General features: G+C 64.1%; 18 protein-coding genes. 12 read left to right on the top strand and 6 right to left on the bottom strand.

Features of this window, described 5'->3' with window-relative positions; all coding sequences use genetic code 11:
- Positions 1–57: 57 nt before the first annotated feature.
- The 4 genes from RQG84_RS00735 to RQG84_RS00720 all read right to left on the bottom strand — a co-directional run bounded on the left by RQG84_RS00735 (position 58) and on the right by RQG84_RS00720 (position 3,578).
- Complete coding sequence (locus tag RQG84_RS00735; protein ID WP_311208408.1) at positions 58–693, bottom strand: zinc-binding dehydrogenase; 636 nt, start codon at positions 691–693, stop codon at positions 58–60.
- The gene (locus RQG84_RS00730; RefSeq protein ID WP_311208407.1) at positions 590–1,336 is read right to left on the bottom strand and encodes an alcohol dehydrogenase catalytic domain-containing protein; all 747 of its coding nucleotides are present in this window, start codon (positions 1,334–1,336) and stop codon (positions 590–592) included. Before RQG84_RS00730 ends, RQG84_RS00735 begins: the two co-directional genes overlap by 104 nt.
- A 155-nt stretch (positions 1,337–1,491) precedes the next feature.
- Positions 1,492–2,721, bottom strand: coding sequence for an MFS transporter (locus tag RQG84_RS00725; protein WP_311208406.1), 1,230 nt, complete (start codon positions 2,719–2,721; stop codon positions 1,492–1,494).
- A complete protein-coding gene (locus tag RQG84_RS00720) occupies positions 2,718–3,578 on the bottom strand; it encodes an enoyl-CoA hydratase/isomerase family protein (RefSeq protein ID WP_311208405.1) in 861 nt (286 codons plus the stop codon). Before RQG84_RS00720 ends, RQG84_RS00725 begins: the two co-directional genes overlap by 4 nt.
- 133 nt (positions 3,579–3,711) lie before the next feature.
- Here RQG84_RS00720 and RQG84_RS00715 point away from each other — a divergent pair, with 133 nt between their 5' ends.
- From RQG84_RS00715 to RQG84_RS00700, 4 genes are all read left to right on the top strand, one after another.
- Positions 3,712–5,052: a helix-turn-helix domain-containing protein gene (locus RQG84_RS00715; protein WP_311208404.1), complete on the top strand. Its 1,341-nt coding sequence runs from the start codon at positions 3,712–3,714 to the stop codon at positions 5,050–5,052.
- 105 nt (positions 5,053–5,157) lie between these two features.
- Entirely contained in the window at positions 5,158–5,565 is a 408-nt protein-coding gene (locus RQG84_RS00710) for a PAS domain-containing protein (RefSeq protein ID WP_311208403.1), read from the top strand.
- A 112-nt stretch (positions 5,566–5,677) separates the two neighbouring features.
- Entirely contained in the window at positions 5,678–6,445 is a 768-nt protein-coding gene (locus RQG84_RS18075; protein ID WP_396135195.1) for a winged helix-turn-helix transcriptional regulator, read from the top strand.
- A 24-nt stretch (positions 6,446–6,469) separates the two neighbouring features.
- Positions 6,470–7,267 (top strand): MBL fold metallo-hydrolase, encoded by a 798-nt coding sequence (locus RQG84_RS00700; RefSeq protein ID WP_311208401.1) that lies wholly within the window; start codon positions 6,470–6,472, stop codon positions 7,265–7,267.
- Between the two features lie 58 nt (positions 7,268–7,325).
- On the opposite strand, the gene RQG84_RS00695 is transcribed toward RQG84_RS00700, so the two are convergent.
- Positions 7,326–8,543 (bottom strand): acetyl-CoA C-acetyltransferase, encoded by a 1,218-nt coding sequence (locus RQG84_RS00695; protein WP_311208400.1) that lies wholly within the window; start codon positions 8,541–8,543, stop codon positions 7,326–7,328.
- A gap of 193 nt (positions 8,544–8,736) precedes the next feature.
- Here RQG84_RS00695 and RQG84_RS00690 point away from each other — a divergent pair, with 193 nt between their 5' ends.
- Genes RQG84_RS00690 through RQG84_RS00670 form a run of 5 tightly spaced genes read left to right on the top strand, consistent with a single transcriptional unit; the run spans position 8,737 to position 11,992 of the window.
- On the top strand, positions 8,737–9,285 hold the full coding sequence (locus tag RQG84_RS00690) for a thioesterase family protein (protein ID WP_311208399.1): 549 nt from the start codon (positions 8,737–8,739) through the stop codon (positions 9,283–9,285).
- A gap of 11 nt (positions 9,286–9,296) precedes the next feature.
- The gene (locus RQG84_RS00685; protein ID WP_311208398.1) at positions 9,297–10,025 is read left to right on the top strand and encodes an energy-coupling factor ABC transporter permease; all 729 of its coding nucleotides are present in this window, start codon (positions 9,297–9,299) and stop codon (positions 10,023–10,025) included.
- Positions 10,026–10,349 carry an energy-coupling factor ABC transporter substrate-binding protein gene (locus tag RQG84_RS00680; RefSeq protein WP_311208397.1) on the top strand — a complete coding sequence of 108 codons (324 nt, stop codon included), beginning with the start codon at positions 10,026–10,028 and terminating at the stop codon, positions 10,347–10,349.
- 3 nt (positions 10,350–10,352) lie between these two features.
- Positions 10,353–11,108, top strand: a complete 756-nt coding sequence (gene cbiQ, locus RQG84_RS00675) for a cobalt ECF transporter T component CbiQ (RefSeq protein ID WP_311208396.1) — start codon at positions 10,353–10,355, stop codon at positions 11,106–11,108.
- Positions 11,105–11,992: an ABC transporter ATP-binding protein gene (locus RQG84_RS00670; protein ID WP_311208395.1), complete on the top strand. Its 888-nt coding sequence runs from the start codon at positions 11,105–11,107 to the stop codon at positions 11,990–11,992. The genes cbiQ and RQG84_RS00670 overlap by 4 nt, the downstream gene beginning before the upstream one ends.
- Here the strand turns inward: RQG84_RS00670 and RQG84_RS00665 are convergent, their stop codons facing one another.
- On the bottom strand, positions 11,993–12,946 hold the full coding sequence (locus tag RQG84_RS00665; RefSeq protein ID WP_311208394.1) for a helix-turn-helix domain-containing protein: 954 nt from the start codon (positions 12,944–12,946) through the stop codon (positions 11,993–11,995).
- A 97-nt stretch (positions 12,947–13,043) separates the two neighbouring features.
- Between RQG84_RS00665 and RQG84_RS00660 the strand changes: the two genes are divergently transcribed.
- The 3 genes from RQG84_RS00660 to RQG84_RS00650 all read left to right on the top strand — a co-directional run bounded on the left by RQG84_RS00660 (position 13,044) and on the right by RQG84_RS00650 (position 14,993).
- On the top strand, positions 13,044–13,679 hold the full coding sequence (locus tag RQG84_RS00660; RefSeq protein ID WP_311208393.1) for an isochorismatase family protein: 636 nt from the start codon (positions 13,044–13,046) through the stop codon (positions 13,677–13,679).
- Positions 13,680–13,833: 154 nt separating this feature from the next.
- Positions 13,834–14,301, top strand: a complete 468-nt coding sequence (locus RQG84_RS00655) for a MaoC family dehydratase (RefSeq protein ID WP_311208392.1) — start codon at positions 13,834–13,836, stop codon at positions 14,299–14,301.
- 98 nt (positions 14,302–14,399) lie between these two features.
- Positions 14,400–14,993: a TetR/AcrR family transcriptional regulator gene (locus tag RQG84_RS00650; protein WP_311208391.1), complete on the top strand. Its 594-nt coding sequence runs from the start codon at positions 14,400–14,402 to the stop codon at positions 14,991–14,993.
- The last annotated feature ends 114 nt before the right edge of the window (positions 14,994–15,107 follow it).

The following is a 15,107-nucleotide window of genomic DNA, read 5'->3' as shown; positions in this document are numbered from 1 at the left end:
TTCGTCATCCCCCGGACGAACGGATCCGGCGACCCGGACCCAGCCCCCGCGGAAGCCCTAGCGGCGACCTGAGTCGGGCGTCTCCGCGCCGACAAGATGAACCGTGTTGCCGAAGACCTCTTCACCTCGCCCCATCTCGGCATGCGAACGGGGAATGTCCTCGAAGCCCAGAACTCGACCGAGCGCAGGGTCGATCTTCTCTGCGCGGACCAGGTCGTTGTACGCATGTGCCTGTGCGTCGTTCGTCCCGTGAGATCCCTGCAGTCTCTTCTGACGGGTCCAGTGGTAGCGCAGGTCGACCATGGCGTCGAAGCCCGTCGTGCCCGCGCAAATCACGACCATGCCGCCGGGCTGGCAGAGGAAGATGGAGGTCGGGATGGTGGCCGCGCCGGGGTGCTCGAACACGATCGCCGGCTCCTCTCTGCCCCCCGCGAGCGCCCAGAAGTCCTTGCCGAACTGTCTTGCGCCTGCGGTCCAGGCCTTCTGGCCCTCCTTGTCGTCGACCAATGGCGGGATACCCCAGTGGTCGTACCGCCGCCGGTCCAAGTAGCCGAGGGCTCCATATTTCATCGCGTACTCGCCGCGGTCCTCACCGGAGACGACGGCGATCGCTCGCCCCCCGGCAGCGTTGACCAGCTGGCTGGCTTGTGTGCCGAGCCCGCCCGACCCCCCCCCATACAAGGACGAGGTCACCTTCCTTGACGGTGTTCCCCTCCCAGCCCATCAGCATTCGGTACGCCGTCGTGCCAACCAGTGTCGGGGCTGCGGCCTCGGCCCACGAGAGATGATCGGCCTTCGGCATCAGCTGGTGTGCCTGGACGCGAGCGAACTGCCCGAAGGAGCCGTAGTTCGTGTCGTAGCCCCAGATGCGAGCGCTCGGTGCGATCATCTGATCCTTGCCGGACTCGATCCACGGATCGTCCGCGTCCCAGACTCCCGGGTGAACCACGACCTCGTCACCTACCGACCAGTCGTCCACTCCGTCGCCCACGGCATAGACGACACCGGACGCGTCGGAACCGCCGATATGGAAGTCCTCGGGCTCACCTCGGCGCTGACGCGTCGCGACCTGGTCCACCGGGTACCCGCGCGCCGCCCAGACGTTGTTGTAGTTCACCCCAGCAGCCATCACCGCCACGAGCACCTCTCCAGGGCCGATCCGTGGAGTGTTCACCACCTCCGGCACGAAGGCGGTGGCCGCGTCCCCATACCTGTCCTGCCGCACTACCTGGGCGTGCATCCTCGATGGCACCACCCCCAGTGGCGGAAGCGTCCCCACGTCAGCCATCGAGGTGCCGGGTGTACTCACTGCCGTGCGCTGTTCGTCCGCAACCATGCCGAACCCTTCTCGTCTGCACCTGCCCGGTGCGTCCTGGACTGTGACCGTCCGAGTCTCACGCCGGCGTCAACGCGCAAGCCACGGGCAGGACGAGGACTTTGACTGGCTTCTGTCTCGAATTCCCTGACGGGTGCGCAGCGACGCCCGGGCCCTCAGGCGGACGCTGAACTGCCGCGCTCCACGGCGACCATGGCCGCCGCACCGATGGCCGGTCCGATCGCGAGGACCACGAGGGCGAGCTGCCAGGAGAAGTGCTCGACGAGCTGAGGCACGACGGCCAAGGTCACCATCGTCGTGATGTAGCCGAGCGCCAGCTGCAACGAGATCGCACCGCCGACGTAGTCAGGATCGGCAGCCTCCGCGACCATGGCCGAGAATTGCGCTGAATCGGCTATGACCCAGAAGCCCCAGAACGCGCAGACGGCGATGACGAGGGTCAGAGGTGCCGTAGAGTAGATGGCTGCCAGCAGGAGGGCCGCGCCGCCGGAGCATACGAGGCTAACGAGAGCAGCGCGGGACCGTCCCCATCGATCCCCGATCACGCCACCGACCAGGCACCCGATCGCGCCGATGCCGATGCACCCGAACGCCATGAGGGCGCCGAAGCTCGCCGCGTCGGATCTCGACGACACAGATGGCAGCGCCACGATGAAGGCGCCCACACTGGCCCACATCGCGTAGAGCTCCCACATGTGGCCGACATAGCCGACATTTGCCAAGGCAACCTCGCGGGTGCGGATCGAACGCAACCCCCCACCCAGGCTGAACGGACGGCGCGGGAACGGGTAGGGACCTTGACCCCTAACGAGCAGGACAACAAGACCGCCGGCGACCGCCAACACGCTGGTGACCGCGATCACCAGCCTCCAGTCGAGTCCACCTGAGGCACTCACCAAATGCGGTAGCGCCGATCCGATCGTGAGGGCGCCGATCATGACCCCAAGAGCTTTGCCGCGTCCCTTCAGGAACCATGTGGAGACCTCTTTGACAGCCGGTGGGTAGACCGCCGCCAGGAAGACACCCGTCGCCACTCGAAGAGGGAGAGCAGACGAGAGCCCTTCACACAACAGCAACCCCGCGTTGCACAACCCGGCCCCGATGCCACCGATGCACATGAGCCGGCGAGCCGACACAGCATCGGCGATACCCGTCGCTGTCGAAAGCAACGCCCCCCCGACGAATCCCAGTTGAACTGCGATCGTCAGCATCGAGGTCCCAGCCGCACCCAGGGCCCAGTCGACGCGCAGTTGAGGTATGACGAAGGTGGCGGAGAACCATGCGCTCATTGACAGCAGCGTGCCGATCGCTATCACTGCGACCGCAAACACGGGGCTGCTGACTTCGGAGGTGTGCGCCGCAGCCTCCCCTCGCTGTTCTGTCATGGGTCGACGGTCCAAGAAGCGACTCGAGCTGCTACGACCTCGTCGAGTCGGTCCTGGAGTCCGTCGGGGCTGTCGGGGTATCTGGCGGGGCGCTTTCCAAGGAAGGCGTCGACACCTTCTGCGCCGTCGGGAAGCCCACGCACCACCTCGGCGAGCAACGGCTCAAGAGCGAGTCCAGGGTCGCGGCCGTGGGACATGGTCGCCCGCAGTCCGGTCTTGATGGCGCGGATCACCGCCGGCGACACTTCGGCGATCTGCTTCCCGAGGCGCACAGCTTCATCGACCGTGTCCTCCGGCGGACACACCGCAGTGACGAACTGCGCCGACAGCGCTTCATGGGCATCGATGGGCGTGGCTGTCGCCAGCATCTTGAAAGCGATCGGATAGCTCACGACGTCGAGCAGCCGACTGAGCTGACCCCCGACCGGGACGAGACCGATCCGCGCCCCCACCGCACAGAATCGCGCGTTGCTTCCTGCGACACGCAGGTCGCAGTTCAGAGCGAGGATGAAGCCCGCCGCGTACGCGTTGCCGTTGATTGCCCCGATGACCGGCGTCCCTAGAAGCGGAGGGATCGTGAAGGCGGCGTTCGCAGTGGGGTCTCCGGCAGTCTCCGGATTCTCGAGCACCTCGGCCAGGTCGTGACCCGAGGAGAAGGACCCCGTACCGGCGCCCGTGACCACGATGCAGCGCACCGAGGAATCAGCATCGGCTTCCTGCAGGAGTGTGAGCAGACGTGTCGTCATGAGGCCCGTGAAGGCGTTGCGCTTGGCACTGTTGTCGATGGTGAGGATCCGCACGGGACCGTCGGTGCGCGCATGGACGGTGGCGGCGGGTGCGTGTGCTGTCGCTGTCATGGGGTCACTCATCTCGCGTTTCGTGGCGCCAGTAGGGGCAGTGTGGGTGGACCTTGGCGCCGTTGCGTCGACAACTGCGTTCCGCAACGATGCATGACGCGATAGCATCACCCAGCGATCGTCGCTCTCGGCAGTGGCCGAGCTCTCGTCGAACTCCGAAGACTTTCACGACGACTTTCGCGATTTCCTCAACCTCATCGAGCCAGGACTGGAGACGCTCGTCGTGAGCGATGCCGCGCCGCACCGACGGACAGACCTGCAGCCCGTGAGCGCAGACGGCAGACGTCTGGTCGAGCGCCTGCTCCAGAGACGCCACGATCTCGCTGAGCTCATCGTGGCCGATGTTCGCGAGGGAATTGTGGACTATGGAGCGCTCGGCGAGCTGACGATGTCCAGAGACGTCCTCGAGACGGCTCTGCTCACGGTGACCGATCTTCTCGAGAGCTTGCTGGACGACGAACCTCCGGGGTCGCGGCAGTTGCGAAACATCGAACGCAGCGCATCGCGCAGAGTCCACCAGGACGTCAGCCTGACGGCACTGCTGCAGAGCTACCGCATCTGGGGCGCCCGGATCTGGCAGGCCGTCCTCGATGAAGCCGGGGACGAGCCCGCGATGCGTGATGCAGCCCTGGAGCTGGTGAGCCGAATATTCGCCTACGTCGACATGGTGTCGATCACACTCGCCCAGGTGTACACGGCAGAGTCAGCCGGTGTGCATCACGCTCGCGACGTCCTACGAAGCGACCTGCTGGAAAGCCTGCTTCTCGGCCAGGTGCTGTCCGACCGCGTGCGAGTTGAGATGGCGCGGCTCCACCTCTCGTCCGAGACCAAGGTCGCCGTTGTCGTGCTCAAGCCCGATTCCATCCCCGCTGAGCGTCTGCGAGCCGAGGCGAAGAACATCATCCACCTCCTTCGATCGCAGATGAGCAGGCATGCGAAGGTGTTGTTCGGGGTTCGCGATGGCGATGTGATCTGCCTGGTCCGCATTGCGAACGAGGCTGACCGAGACAGCCTGCACGCTGTTGCCGATGCCGTGGCGACCGAGCGAGGTGACTGCCGAGTTTCGGTCGGCCGTCCCCACACTGGCGTTGCGGGAATCCAGCGGTCGTTCCGCGAGGCTCAGGAGGCCGCCGCCGTCGTGACCTCAGCTCGCGCTCACCATGGTGCGGTCTTCTTCACCGACGTGATCCTTGATCGCATCCTGGTCCGCAGTGAGTACACCGAGGACCTCCTGAATGAGGCTCTTGGACCTCTCATTGCCTACGACGCCGAGCACAGAGCCGACCTTCTGGCGACGCTTCGTTCGTTCGTGGAGAACGACATGAACATGACACGGACTGCGAAGGACCTGCTCGTCAACCCCAATACCGTGGCCTACCGCATCAAGCGGATTGGGGCGCTGACGGGGCAGGATCCCACGAGTTCCTCCGGCATAGTCACTCTTGCCGTTGCCCTACGACTCATGGATGGCTGACAGACCTCCCCGTTCCGAAACGACAGTGCTGATTCTGAACTGTCTTCAACTGGATCTGCCGTGTTCGACTGAGAGCGATTCAGAAGCCGCGATTCGGAGACCAACATGAGCACCGTCGACTACGAGCAGATCTTCAACGCCATCCCGGCCAACTACTTGGTCTATGACTTGGACATGACCATCGTGGCGGTCACCGATGCCACACTGGGCGACTCCTTGAGTCGCGACGAGGTTATCGGTCGCTATCAGTTCGATGTGTTTCCTGACAATCCTGACGCGCCCGAGGGAGCCGGACGAGATGCCATGCAAGCAGCGTTCGAGCGAGTACTCGACGAACGAGTGGGGCACGAGATGCCAGTCACTCGCTACGACATCGCCGACGCCTCCGGCGCGTTCCAAGTGACCTACTTCAAGCCGGTCAACGAGCCGATCTTCAACGCCGACGGTCAGATCACGCACATCATTCACGGCGTGGTGGACGTGACCGCTTCCCACGCTGGTGATGCTGACTAGGCGACACGAGGGACGCAAGCCGGGGTGCCGTGAAGTCTCCGAAGTCTGTGCTGACTCGACTCGGCCGCAGTACCGTCGATCTCAACGACGGCATTGAACTCTTGGACTCCCTATGCATCTCGACTCACCCGGCGCCCACCACGATCTTCCAGCTAGCGCAGACTTCTGCGCTGTCTCGACCGCGACCCGCCTCCTCGGAGACCGCTGGTCGCTGCTTCTTGTCCGCGAGTTGTTTGTAGGCAACACGCGATTTACCGAGATCCAGGAGGCACTGCCCGGACTTTCCCGCGGCCTGCTCGCTTCTCGACTTGGTTATCTGACTCGTCTCGGCATCATCGAGCGGCGAGTGGCGGATCAAGCGGATCTCCGGGCAAAGCACACGTACGCGTTGACGGAGGCCGGGCGAGCGTTGGGTCCAGTACTCGCCGCTCTCGGCGACTGGGCGACCCATTGGCAATACCCACAGGGGACCGCAAGCGGCGCCGAACCAGCCATGGACCTCCAGCAACTGTGCGAAAGCCTCGAGCCAACCGCGTTGCCCAGCGAGCGCGTCCAAGTCCAATTCTTCCTGACAGACGCTGGTCCGGCATGGCTGCGATCTGATCGCACCGGCGTCCGGGCCTGCTACGGCGTCAATGCGAGTCCCTCCGAACTGGTGGTCAAGACATCGCTCGAGACTTTGCGTCAGTTGTATTGGGGTACCCGTACGTGTCGTGATGCCCTCCAGCATCGAGCGATCAGGTTTGAGGGTCTCCCGGCCCATGCCCGAGGGTTCACGGACTGGTTCCCCCATCGTCCAGCCGTGGTGGGAGCCCCGTCGGACAGCGATGACTTCGTGACGGATCCCGCGCCGGTTCAAAATCAGGACTATCAGGCATAGTCAAGCAGCGGACTATCGTCGCACATGACAACTTCGACCTCACCAGACGTTCCGATCACACTCATCGGTGGCCCAACCGTTCTCATCGAGTACGCCGGGCTGCGCATCCTCACTGATCCCACCTTCGATGAACCACGCACCTACGGTTCCGACGTCACCGGCTACGAGGGCTTCACTCTCGTCAAGACCCACCCGCCGGCGCTGTCAGTCGAAGCAGTTGGCCATGTTGACGTGGTCTTGGCCTCCCACGAGCATGTCGACAATCTCGATCTCACAGGTCGCGAGATGGCGGCGAGCGTCGAGCACGTGTTCACCACCACGCAGGTCGCGGGCATCCTGCCAGGAGCCCAGGCGCTGGTCGAGTGGGACGTCCGGACCGTGACGTCGAGCTCTGGTCGGGAGGTCGCGTTCACGGCTGTGCCCGCACACCACGGCCCTGAGGGCATCTGGCAGGCGATCGGACCCGTGCTCGGCTTCGTCATCGAGTGTCCCGGCGAGAAGACGCTGTACTTCTCCGGCGACAACTCCGACGTCGACGTCGTCCGTCACGTGGCAGAACGCTTCCCCAGCATCGAGATCGCCGTGCTGAATGTGGGTGGACCGAAGTTCGAGGAGATGCTCGGCGATCACTACATCACCTTCAGCGACGAGACGGCAACGGAAGCCGCGGAAGTGCTTGCGGGAGCCCAGATCATCCCAATTCACGCCGACTCCTGGCAGCACTTCACGCAGACGACGAGCAGCATGAAGGCCGTCGCCTCTGAGCACGGTTTCAGCGACCGGGTCATCGCCATGCATCCTGGCCAGACGGCGACTGCTTGACGCCGAAGAGCATGGCACCGTCTCAGCCACCCAGGACGAGACGGTGCCACGGCTCCGATCAGGACAGACGCTCGAGCACCATCGCCATCCCCTGGCCCCCGCCGACACACATCGTCTCAAGCCCATACTGCTTGTCGTGCCACTGCATCGAGTTGATCAGTGTGGTCGCGATGCGTGCTCCCGTGGCACCGAACGGGTGACCAACGGCGATGGCACCACCATTGACATTCAGCTTGTCCTCCTCGATGTCGAGCTCTCGTGCCGACGCGATCACCTGCGCGGCGAAGGCCTCGTTGATCTCCACGAGATCGATGTCGTTCATCGTCATGCCTGCTCGCTTCAGCGCCAGACGCGACGCGTCCACTGGACCGAGTCCCATGATTTCGGGAGAGAGCCCGGAGACGCCCGTGCTGACGATCCGGGCGATCGGGGTCAGCCCCAGAGCCTTGGCTTTCGTGTCCGACATGATGATCGTCACGGCAGCACCATCGTTGAGCGCACAGCAGTTTCCGGCGGTCACCGTGCCATCGGGACGGAATACCGGCCGGAGACCTTCGAGGGTCTCCGTGGTCACACCGCGTCGAGGTCCGTCGTCGCTGGCCACGACCGAGCCGTCTGCGAGCGTGACGGGCGTGATCTCGCGCGCCCAGAAGCCTGACTCGATGGCTTCGACCGCACGGTTCTGGCTGCGCGCGGCAAAAGCGTCCTGGTCCGCCCGGGAGACGTTCTTGAGTTGGGCGACATTCTCTGCTGTGAGTCCCATGGACATGTAGACGTCCGGGAGAAGTCCCTGCTCACGCGGCTCGCTCCATGTCGGCCCGCCGGCCGCAGCGCCTGCCGTTCGCGCCTGCGCGGTCGCCATCACGGGGTTCTCCGAGCCGGAGGGGCCGTCAGCCCAACCCGGCTGGTAGCGACTGATCGTCTCAACCCCGCCGGCAATGTAGACCTCGCCTTCTCCTGCCTTGATCGCGTGCAACGCCATGCGCATCGTCTGGACGCTGGCGGCGCAGTAGCGGTTGACCGTCACCCCGGCCAGGTGATCGAGCCCGGCGAGCACTCCAACCACGCGACCAATATTGAAGCCCGCCTCCCCCGAAGGCTGTCCGACGCCGAGCATCAGGTCCTCGATGTCGGTCGTCGTCAGCTCCGGCACCTTCTCGAGCGCGGCCTGGACCATCTGCACCGTCAGATCATCGGGGCGCACGTCCTTCAGAGACCCCTTGTGCGCACGACCGATCGGTGAGCGGGCAGTAGAGACGATGACGGCTTCTGGCATGGTGAACTCCTTGCAGGTTAGCGAGCGCTTAGTCACCCACTGTGAGGGCTGAATGGGTCCGCGTCAACCCTCAACATCCTTGGCGCCGGACTGGCACTTCAGTCGTAGCCATCGGACCCCACGCGGCGTTAGCATGAGGTCGCCCTCTCAAACGAAGCGCACTTTCAGTGCCGGACACGATAGGCAGTGCTCCATGCTCGTCTTGCCACCCACCTACGACGACGCTTGCGTTGTGCGCGTCGCCACCGAGTCAAGCGTCGGACCGCAGCAGACGGATGGGAACGCTCACATGAACGTGCGGCACATTTACGCACTCGGAGTCGCAGGTGCGGATGTCTTGTCCGAGCTGGCGGGAGTTGATGACCGGTACCGGGCCACCCGATCGATGGGAACCTTCGGGGCTGAGCATCACATCACCTACCTTGCAGAGATCCACGCCGGAGACGTGGTTGCGCCTCGACCGTTGTGGGTGGGGCGGTCGTCGCGCGCCGCGCACATGCTCGTACTCATCACCAATGAGTCGACTCGGATGTTGGCGGCCGTCCTCGAGCTCGTCATCGTTCACGTGGACCTCGGTACTCGGCGTCCCGCACCCTTTCCCGCGGACGTTGCTGCTTCGATCGACGCGGGCGTTGCCGGCACGGCGAGCCTCGGTTTCGATCTGCCGTTGTGTGGCTTCATGCAGGTCAGAGGCGGTCCGAGGGCAGCTGTCGGTGCTGGCGGAGTGTCTGAGCTCGGGTAGTCGAGGCAACGATGCATATTGCCGAGGGTTTCTTGCCTCCTGTGCAAGCGGCGGGCTGGACCGTTGTCGCGGCCCCGTTCGTAGTTCATGGTGCACGTACCGTGGTCCGTCGCGTCACGAATGACCCTGAGGCGAAGCTGCTGCTCGGCGCTGCAGGGGCTTTTACGTTCGTACTGTCGGCGATCAAGTTGCCGTCGGTGACTGGCAGCTCGAGCCATCCGACTGGCACTGGGTTAGGCGCGGTGCTGTTCAAGCCATCGGTGATGGCCTTCCTCGGGACTGTCGTGCTGTTATTCCAGGCTCTGCTGCTGGCTCACGGCGGCATTACGACCCTGGGAGCGAACGCGTTCTCCATGGCGGTCGTCGGCCCCTGGGTTGGCTATGCCGGTTATCGCCTGGCGAAGAGTTGCTTTGCGAGTCTGTCGGTTGCGATCTTCACTGCGATGTTTCTGGCCGATCTGTCGACCTATGTCACGACTGCTTTTCAGTTGTCCCTGGCCTTCCCGGACCCGGCGACCGGCGTCTCTGGCGCGCTGGGCAAGTTCCTTGGCGTCTTCGCTTTGACGCAGGTGCCGCTCGCCGTCATCGAGGGCCTGTTGGGAGTCCTCATGTTCCGCGTACTGACAGTCGTCGCCGCCCCAGAATTGACCCGGCTCGGCGTACTGTCCGAACCCTCGACTGAGGATGCGATTCCCGACCCGCAAGACGGCGAGTCGGTCTCGGACGACAGGAGAGACTGAGTGCGGCGCTTTCACTACATCAACGGAGCCATTGCCGTCGCCATCGTTCTCCTCGTGGTCGCAGCATTAGTGCTCGACGCGCGTCGGACCGGTCCAGAAGAACGGTTCGTGGGATCGGACTCGACCGCGACGACGCTCATCCAGACGGACAATCCTGGGTATGAGCAATGGTTCACGCCACTGTTCTCCCCGACGTCAGGCGAGGTCGAGTCCGGGCTGTTCGCACTACAGGCCGGTCTCGGCGGGCTTGCGCTCGGATACTGCCTCGGCGCACTGCGACGTCGACGTCGCGAGAGTTCTCCATCCGGCGCGAAAGAGGCGTGACCCGTGCCGAATCTGAGAATCGACGACGCCGCGTGGTCCAGCGCATGGCGCGATTTCGGGCTCAGCGGCAAAGTCTTGTTGAGCGGTGGGTTTCTCGGCATCGCGCTCATCCTGCCGGTTTGGCCCGCTTCGGTACTGGTGGCGCTCACCTCCGCCGCCCTCATACTCGGCCCCGCAGGTACCAGTCCGTCGACGACGCTGAGATCCCTTGTCATTCCGCTGAGCTTCATTGCCCTCGGGTCCCTACCCGTCGCGGTCAGCATCAGCATCGATCCGTCGTGGACTGTGCAGATTGATGCAGGGACCTTATCGCGAGCCGCCGAAACGGCTGGGCGCGCTACAGCGGGCACCATGGCCGTCCTACTGCTTGCACTCACCACTCCGATCACGGACCTGCTCGACGGTCTGCGGCGCGCTGGCGTCCCCACAGCGTGCGTGGAGGTTGCCTCGCTCACCTACCGGATGCTTTTCATGCTCATTGACTCCACCCGCACCATTCGACAGAGCCAGGCAGCGCGGCTGGGCGATGATTCTCTTGCGCGGTCCTTGCGCTCCAGTGGCTCCCTGGCAGCCACCGTCCTCACACGTTCGTGGGACCGAGCAAGCCGTCTCGAGCGCGGCCTGGTGAGCCGCGGCTACACCGGCGAGCTGCCCACCGCTCACGATCCACCCAGGACGAGCGTCTCGTTTGCCCTGTCCACGACCGCCGGGATCACCGGGATTGCCGCTGTCGCATTCTTCTTGGAATCCTGGTCGTGAGTCACCGAGCGCTCCAGGCCGTCGACGTCGAGGCTCACTACACTCGCGGGAATCCGGTGTTGCGAGGCGCTTCGCTGAATGTGCTGCCTGGCCGTCGGCTCGCCTTGCTGGGCGCCAATGGTTCGGGAAAGTCGACACTGCTTTCGTGCCTAGCCGGGAGTCATCGACCCCAGGCCGGGGAGGTGCGTCTTGACGACGTGCCGCTGCAATACACCCGCCGGGAACTTCGGCACCATCGTCAAGAAGTGCAGTTGGTACTCCAGGACCCAGACGATCAGTTGTTCTCGGCTGACGTGTCTCAGGATGTCTCCTTCGGCCCAATCAATCTTGGGCTTCCTGAATTTCAGGTTCGTGATCGAGTGGGCGAGGCTCTCGACCTACTGAACCTGGTCCATCTTCGGCGGACCCCCACTCACAGGTTGTCCTTCGGGGAGAAGAAGCGGGTCGCCCTTGCTGGGGCCATGGCGATGCGGCCGTGCGTCCTGCTGCTGGACGAGCCAACGGCAGGTCTTGACCCTTGGGGGGTCGAGGAAATGGTCACCGCGATGCAGCGCCTCGAGCAGGCGCAGACGACCATCGTGGTCGCGACTCATGACCTTGCCTTCGCACTGGAATGGGCTGACGACGTCGCCATCATGCGTGAGGGGACGGTCGTGACGGGTGAAGCAGTGCGGATGCTGGCCGATGAGAGCCTGCTGGACGCTGCTCGTCTGAGAGCACCGTGGCCGTTGCGACTCGCGGCCGAACTTGCGCACGATGGGCTGGTTCCGGCAGGGTCGCGCCCGCGTACCGTCGCAGAAGTCATGGACTTGCTACGCCAGCACCGTCTGACCCCGGAAGCGTCCGTCGATGTGCCGCGCCACATCCGGTCCACGGGGCCCTGATCAGTCGTCAGAAGTGACGGCGAATCGGCGTCGGTAGGACGTCGGAGTGGTGCCGTAGGCCTGGTTGAAGCTCTGCCGAAACGTGACGACGCTGCCGAAGCCACAGTGGCGCGCGACGGCCTCCACCGGCAGGCTCGAGCGTTCGAGCAGGCGACGAGACTCATCCAGGCGACGACCCAAGACCCACTTGGCCGGGCTCACTCCCGTGACCTCGGAGAAGCGACGTGAGAAGTTCCGTCGACTCATACGTGCACGGTCGGCCATCACCTCGACCGTGATCTCCTCATCAAGATGGGCGAGCACCCATTCGAAGGTCTTTCCTAGCTGTCCAACGCCGTCTTTCTCCGGCATCGGTCGGTCGATGTACTGGGCTTGTCCCCCATCACGGTGTGGAGCGACGACGAGATGTCGCGCGAGCGTCGCGGCAGCCTCAGCTCCCAATTCGCGGCGCACGATGTGCAAGCAGGCGTCGATCGCCGACGCTGTGCCGGCGGAGGTCAGAACGTCACCATGATCGAGGTAGATCGCGTTGGCGTCGACTTCCAGGTCGGGGTGGCGCGTCGCTAGGTGATCCGCAGCTCCCCAGTGGGTCACGGTGGCGCGTCCGTTGAGCACGCCGGTGTCGGCGAGGGGGAACGCACCGAGGCAAAGGCCTGCGAGGCGTGCTCCGCGGGCCTCCGCAGCGTCGATTTCGTTGGTGACAACATCATCGGCGGCGCGCAAGTCGCCATGCCATGAGGGGAAGACGAGAAGGTCGGCTTCGGCGGCGACCTCGGGGCCGCGAAGGTCGCCGATGGTGACTCCTTCAGCTGTGGTCACCTGCGCAGTACTACTCCACACTGTGACGTGCCACGACGGGTCCAGACCGAGGCGAGCAACCTCTGTGAACACGGTGGTGGGCACCGATAGGTGAAAGAGACTGATGCCGTCGAAAGCGTGAACTGCAATGCGCACAAGTGTCCTAGACTCATCGATAACTGGCATCTAAGCCACTCACCATACTGGCACCGGCAAGCGACGATGGTGGTCCGTTCCACTTCAAGGAGACACAGTGACTGCCAAGCGCCGCGCCCTCATCGTCGTCGATGTCCAGAATGAGTACTTCGAGGGCCTCCTGCAGGTCCAGTTCCCGCCGAGAGAGGAGACGCTCGCCAACGTCACCCGCGCACTCGACGTCGCCACCGAGCTCGAGATGCCGGTGGTGGTCCTGCAGCACGAGTTCCCCGAGGGGGCTCCGGTCTTCGGTGTCGGTTCGAGCAGCTGGGCCCTTCACCCTGAGATCGAGCGCCGCATGAAGCCTCAGTTCAAGCGTGCCTCGAAGCACTTCGGCAGTGCATTCTCCGGAGCTGGGGTCGCCGAATGGCTGGCTGAGCAGCAGGTCGACACGATCACGATCGTGGGCTACATGACGAACAACTGTGACATCGCTACCGCCGCTGATGCCGAGTCCCGCGGCATCGCGGCCGAGATCCTGTCCGACGCTTCGGGTGCCATTCACCTGTCGAACGAGGCTGGAAGCGTCTCAGCTGAGCAGGTGCACACGACGCTCATGGTGTTGCTGAACTCGAACTTCGCGTCGGTCAGCTCGACCGATGCGTGGATCGAAGCGGCCAAGACGGGCAGCGAGCTGCCCAAGAGCGACCTTGGAACCTCCGCCATGCAGGGTCGGGCACAGTTCGGAGGATGACTCCGGCCTGACGACGCGCACCGGAGCGCCTCTCGCCCAGGGGACGGGAGGCGCTTCGGCGCCAACGCGTTCGCACGTGACCGCCGCTTGACAGTTAGCGAGCGCTTAGTAATCATGAAACCCCGGAAGTTCGCCGTCGAGGAAGGAGTTCCAGATGGAGCCCAGCGGCATGAAGGTGTTCGAAGGCATCGACGATCTGATCTCGGCCGTGGGCGAACACCTTGGCTACTCGGAGTGGCACACGGTCACACAGGAGCAGATCAACCAGTTCGCGAAAGCCACGGGCGACAACCAGTGGATCCATATCGACCCCGAAGAGGCCGCGAAGGGCCCGTACGGGACGACGATCGCTCACGGCTACCTCACGCTGTCCCTCGTCCCGAAGTTCGTCTGGGAGATCTATGACGTCAAGGGCGTGAGCATGGGCGTCAACTACGGCAGTGACCGTCTGCGATTCCCTGCACCGCTTCCAGTGAATTCGTCCATCCGAGGGGGCGCCGAGTTGCTCTCGGTCCGGCGCACAGCTCATGGCTGCCACGTGACCACTCGCGTCACGGTGGAACGAGACACCGGCGGCAAGCCTGTGTGCGTCGTCGACACTCTCTCCTTGTTCATGACCTGAGTGGTCCTCTTTGCCGCCAGTCATTCGAGTGCCGACAAATCTCGAACTAGACTGAGACCGCCCGGGACCGACGACGAACAGTGACGGAGGGACGGCCTGTGCCGAGCGCGGACACGCCTTCGCGAACTGAGGCAACTCGAGCGAAACTGCTCGAGTCAGCCACCCGCGCTTTTGCCGAGCGCGGATTCCACGGGACGACGACGCGCGACATCACCAGCGCTGCGGGAACGAGTTCTGCGGCTTTGTACGTGCATCATCCGTCGAAGGAAGACCTGCTGTACCAGATTTCTCGCGCCGGCCACGAGGCAACGCTCGTGGCCATTCGGAGGGGGAAGGCCGCGTCAGCTGACGTTCGCGAACAACTGCGCATCGTGGTCGAGGATTTCGTCGTCGACCATGCCGAGAACCACACTCGCTCACGCATCGTGAACTTCGAACTTGCGGCCCTGGAGCCCGAGCACCGGGCCGAGGTGCTCGACCTGCGCCGTTCGATCGACGCCGAGATGATTGGTTTAATCGACGCGGGCATCGCAGCAGGCGCGTTCAATGTCACAGAGCCAAGAGTTGCTGCGTCGGTCATCCTTTCCAGCGGCATCGATGTCGCGCGCTGGTATTACGACGACTACCGACTGTCCCCGCGCCAGCTTGGCGCCGCTTACGCCGACGTGGCGCTCAGGATCGTTGGAGCGTAGCCGCGACGCCGCTGCGTCCGGCAACGGGCGCCGAACGTCCGAAGATCCGCCGCGCCAATCTTGAGGCTTCCGAACCCGCATCTAGACATACTCCCAGCGCATCCGTGCCGACGG

Origin of the sequence: Aeromicrobium sp. WCS2018Hpa-31, from assembly GCF_031843905.1 — a bacterium.
Lineage (GTDB): Bacteria > Actinomycetota > Actinomycetes > Propionibacteriales > Nocardioidaceae > Aeromicrobium.
This window is presented reverse-complemented; position numbering and strand designations above follow the sequence as displayed.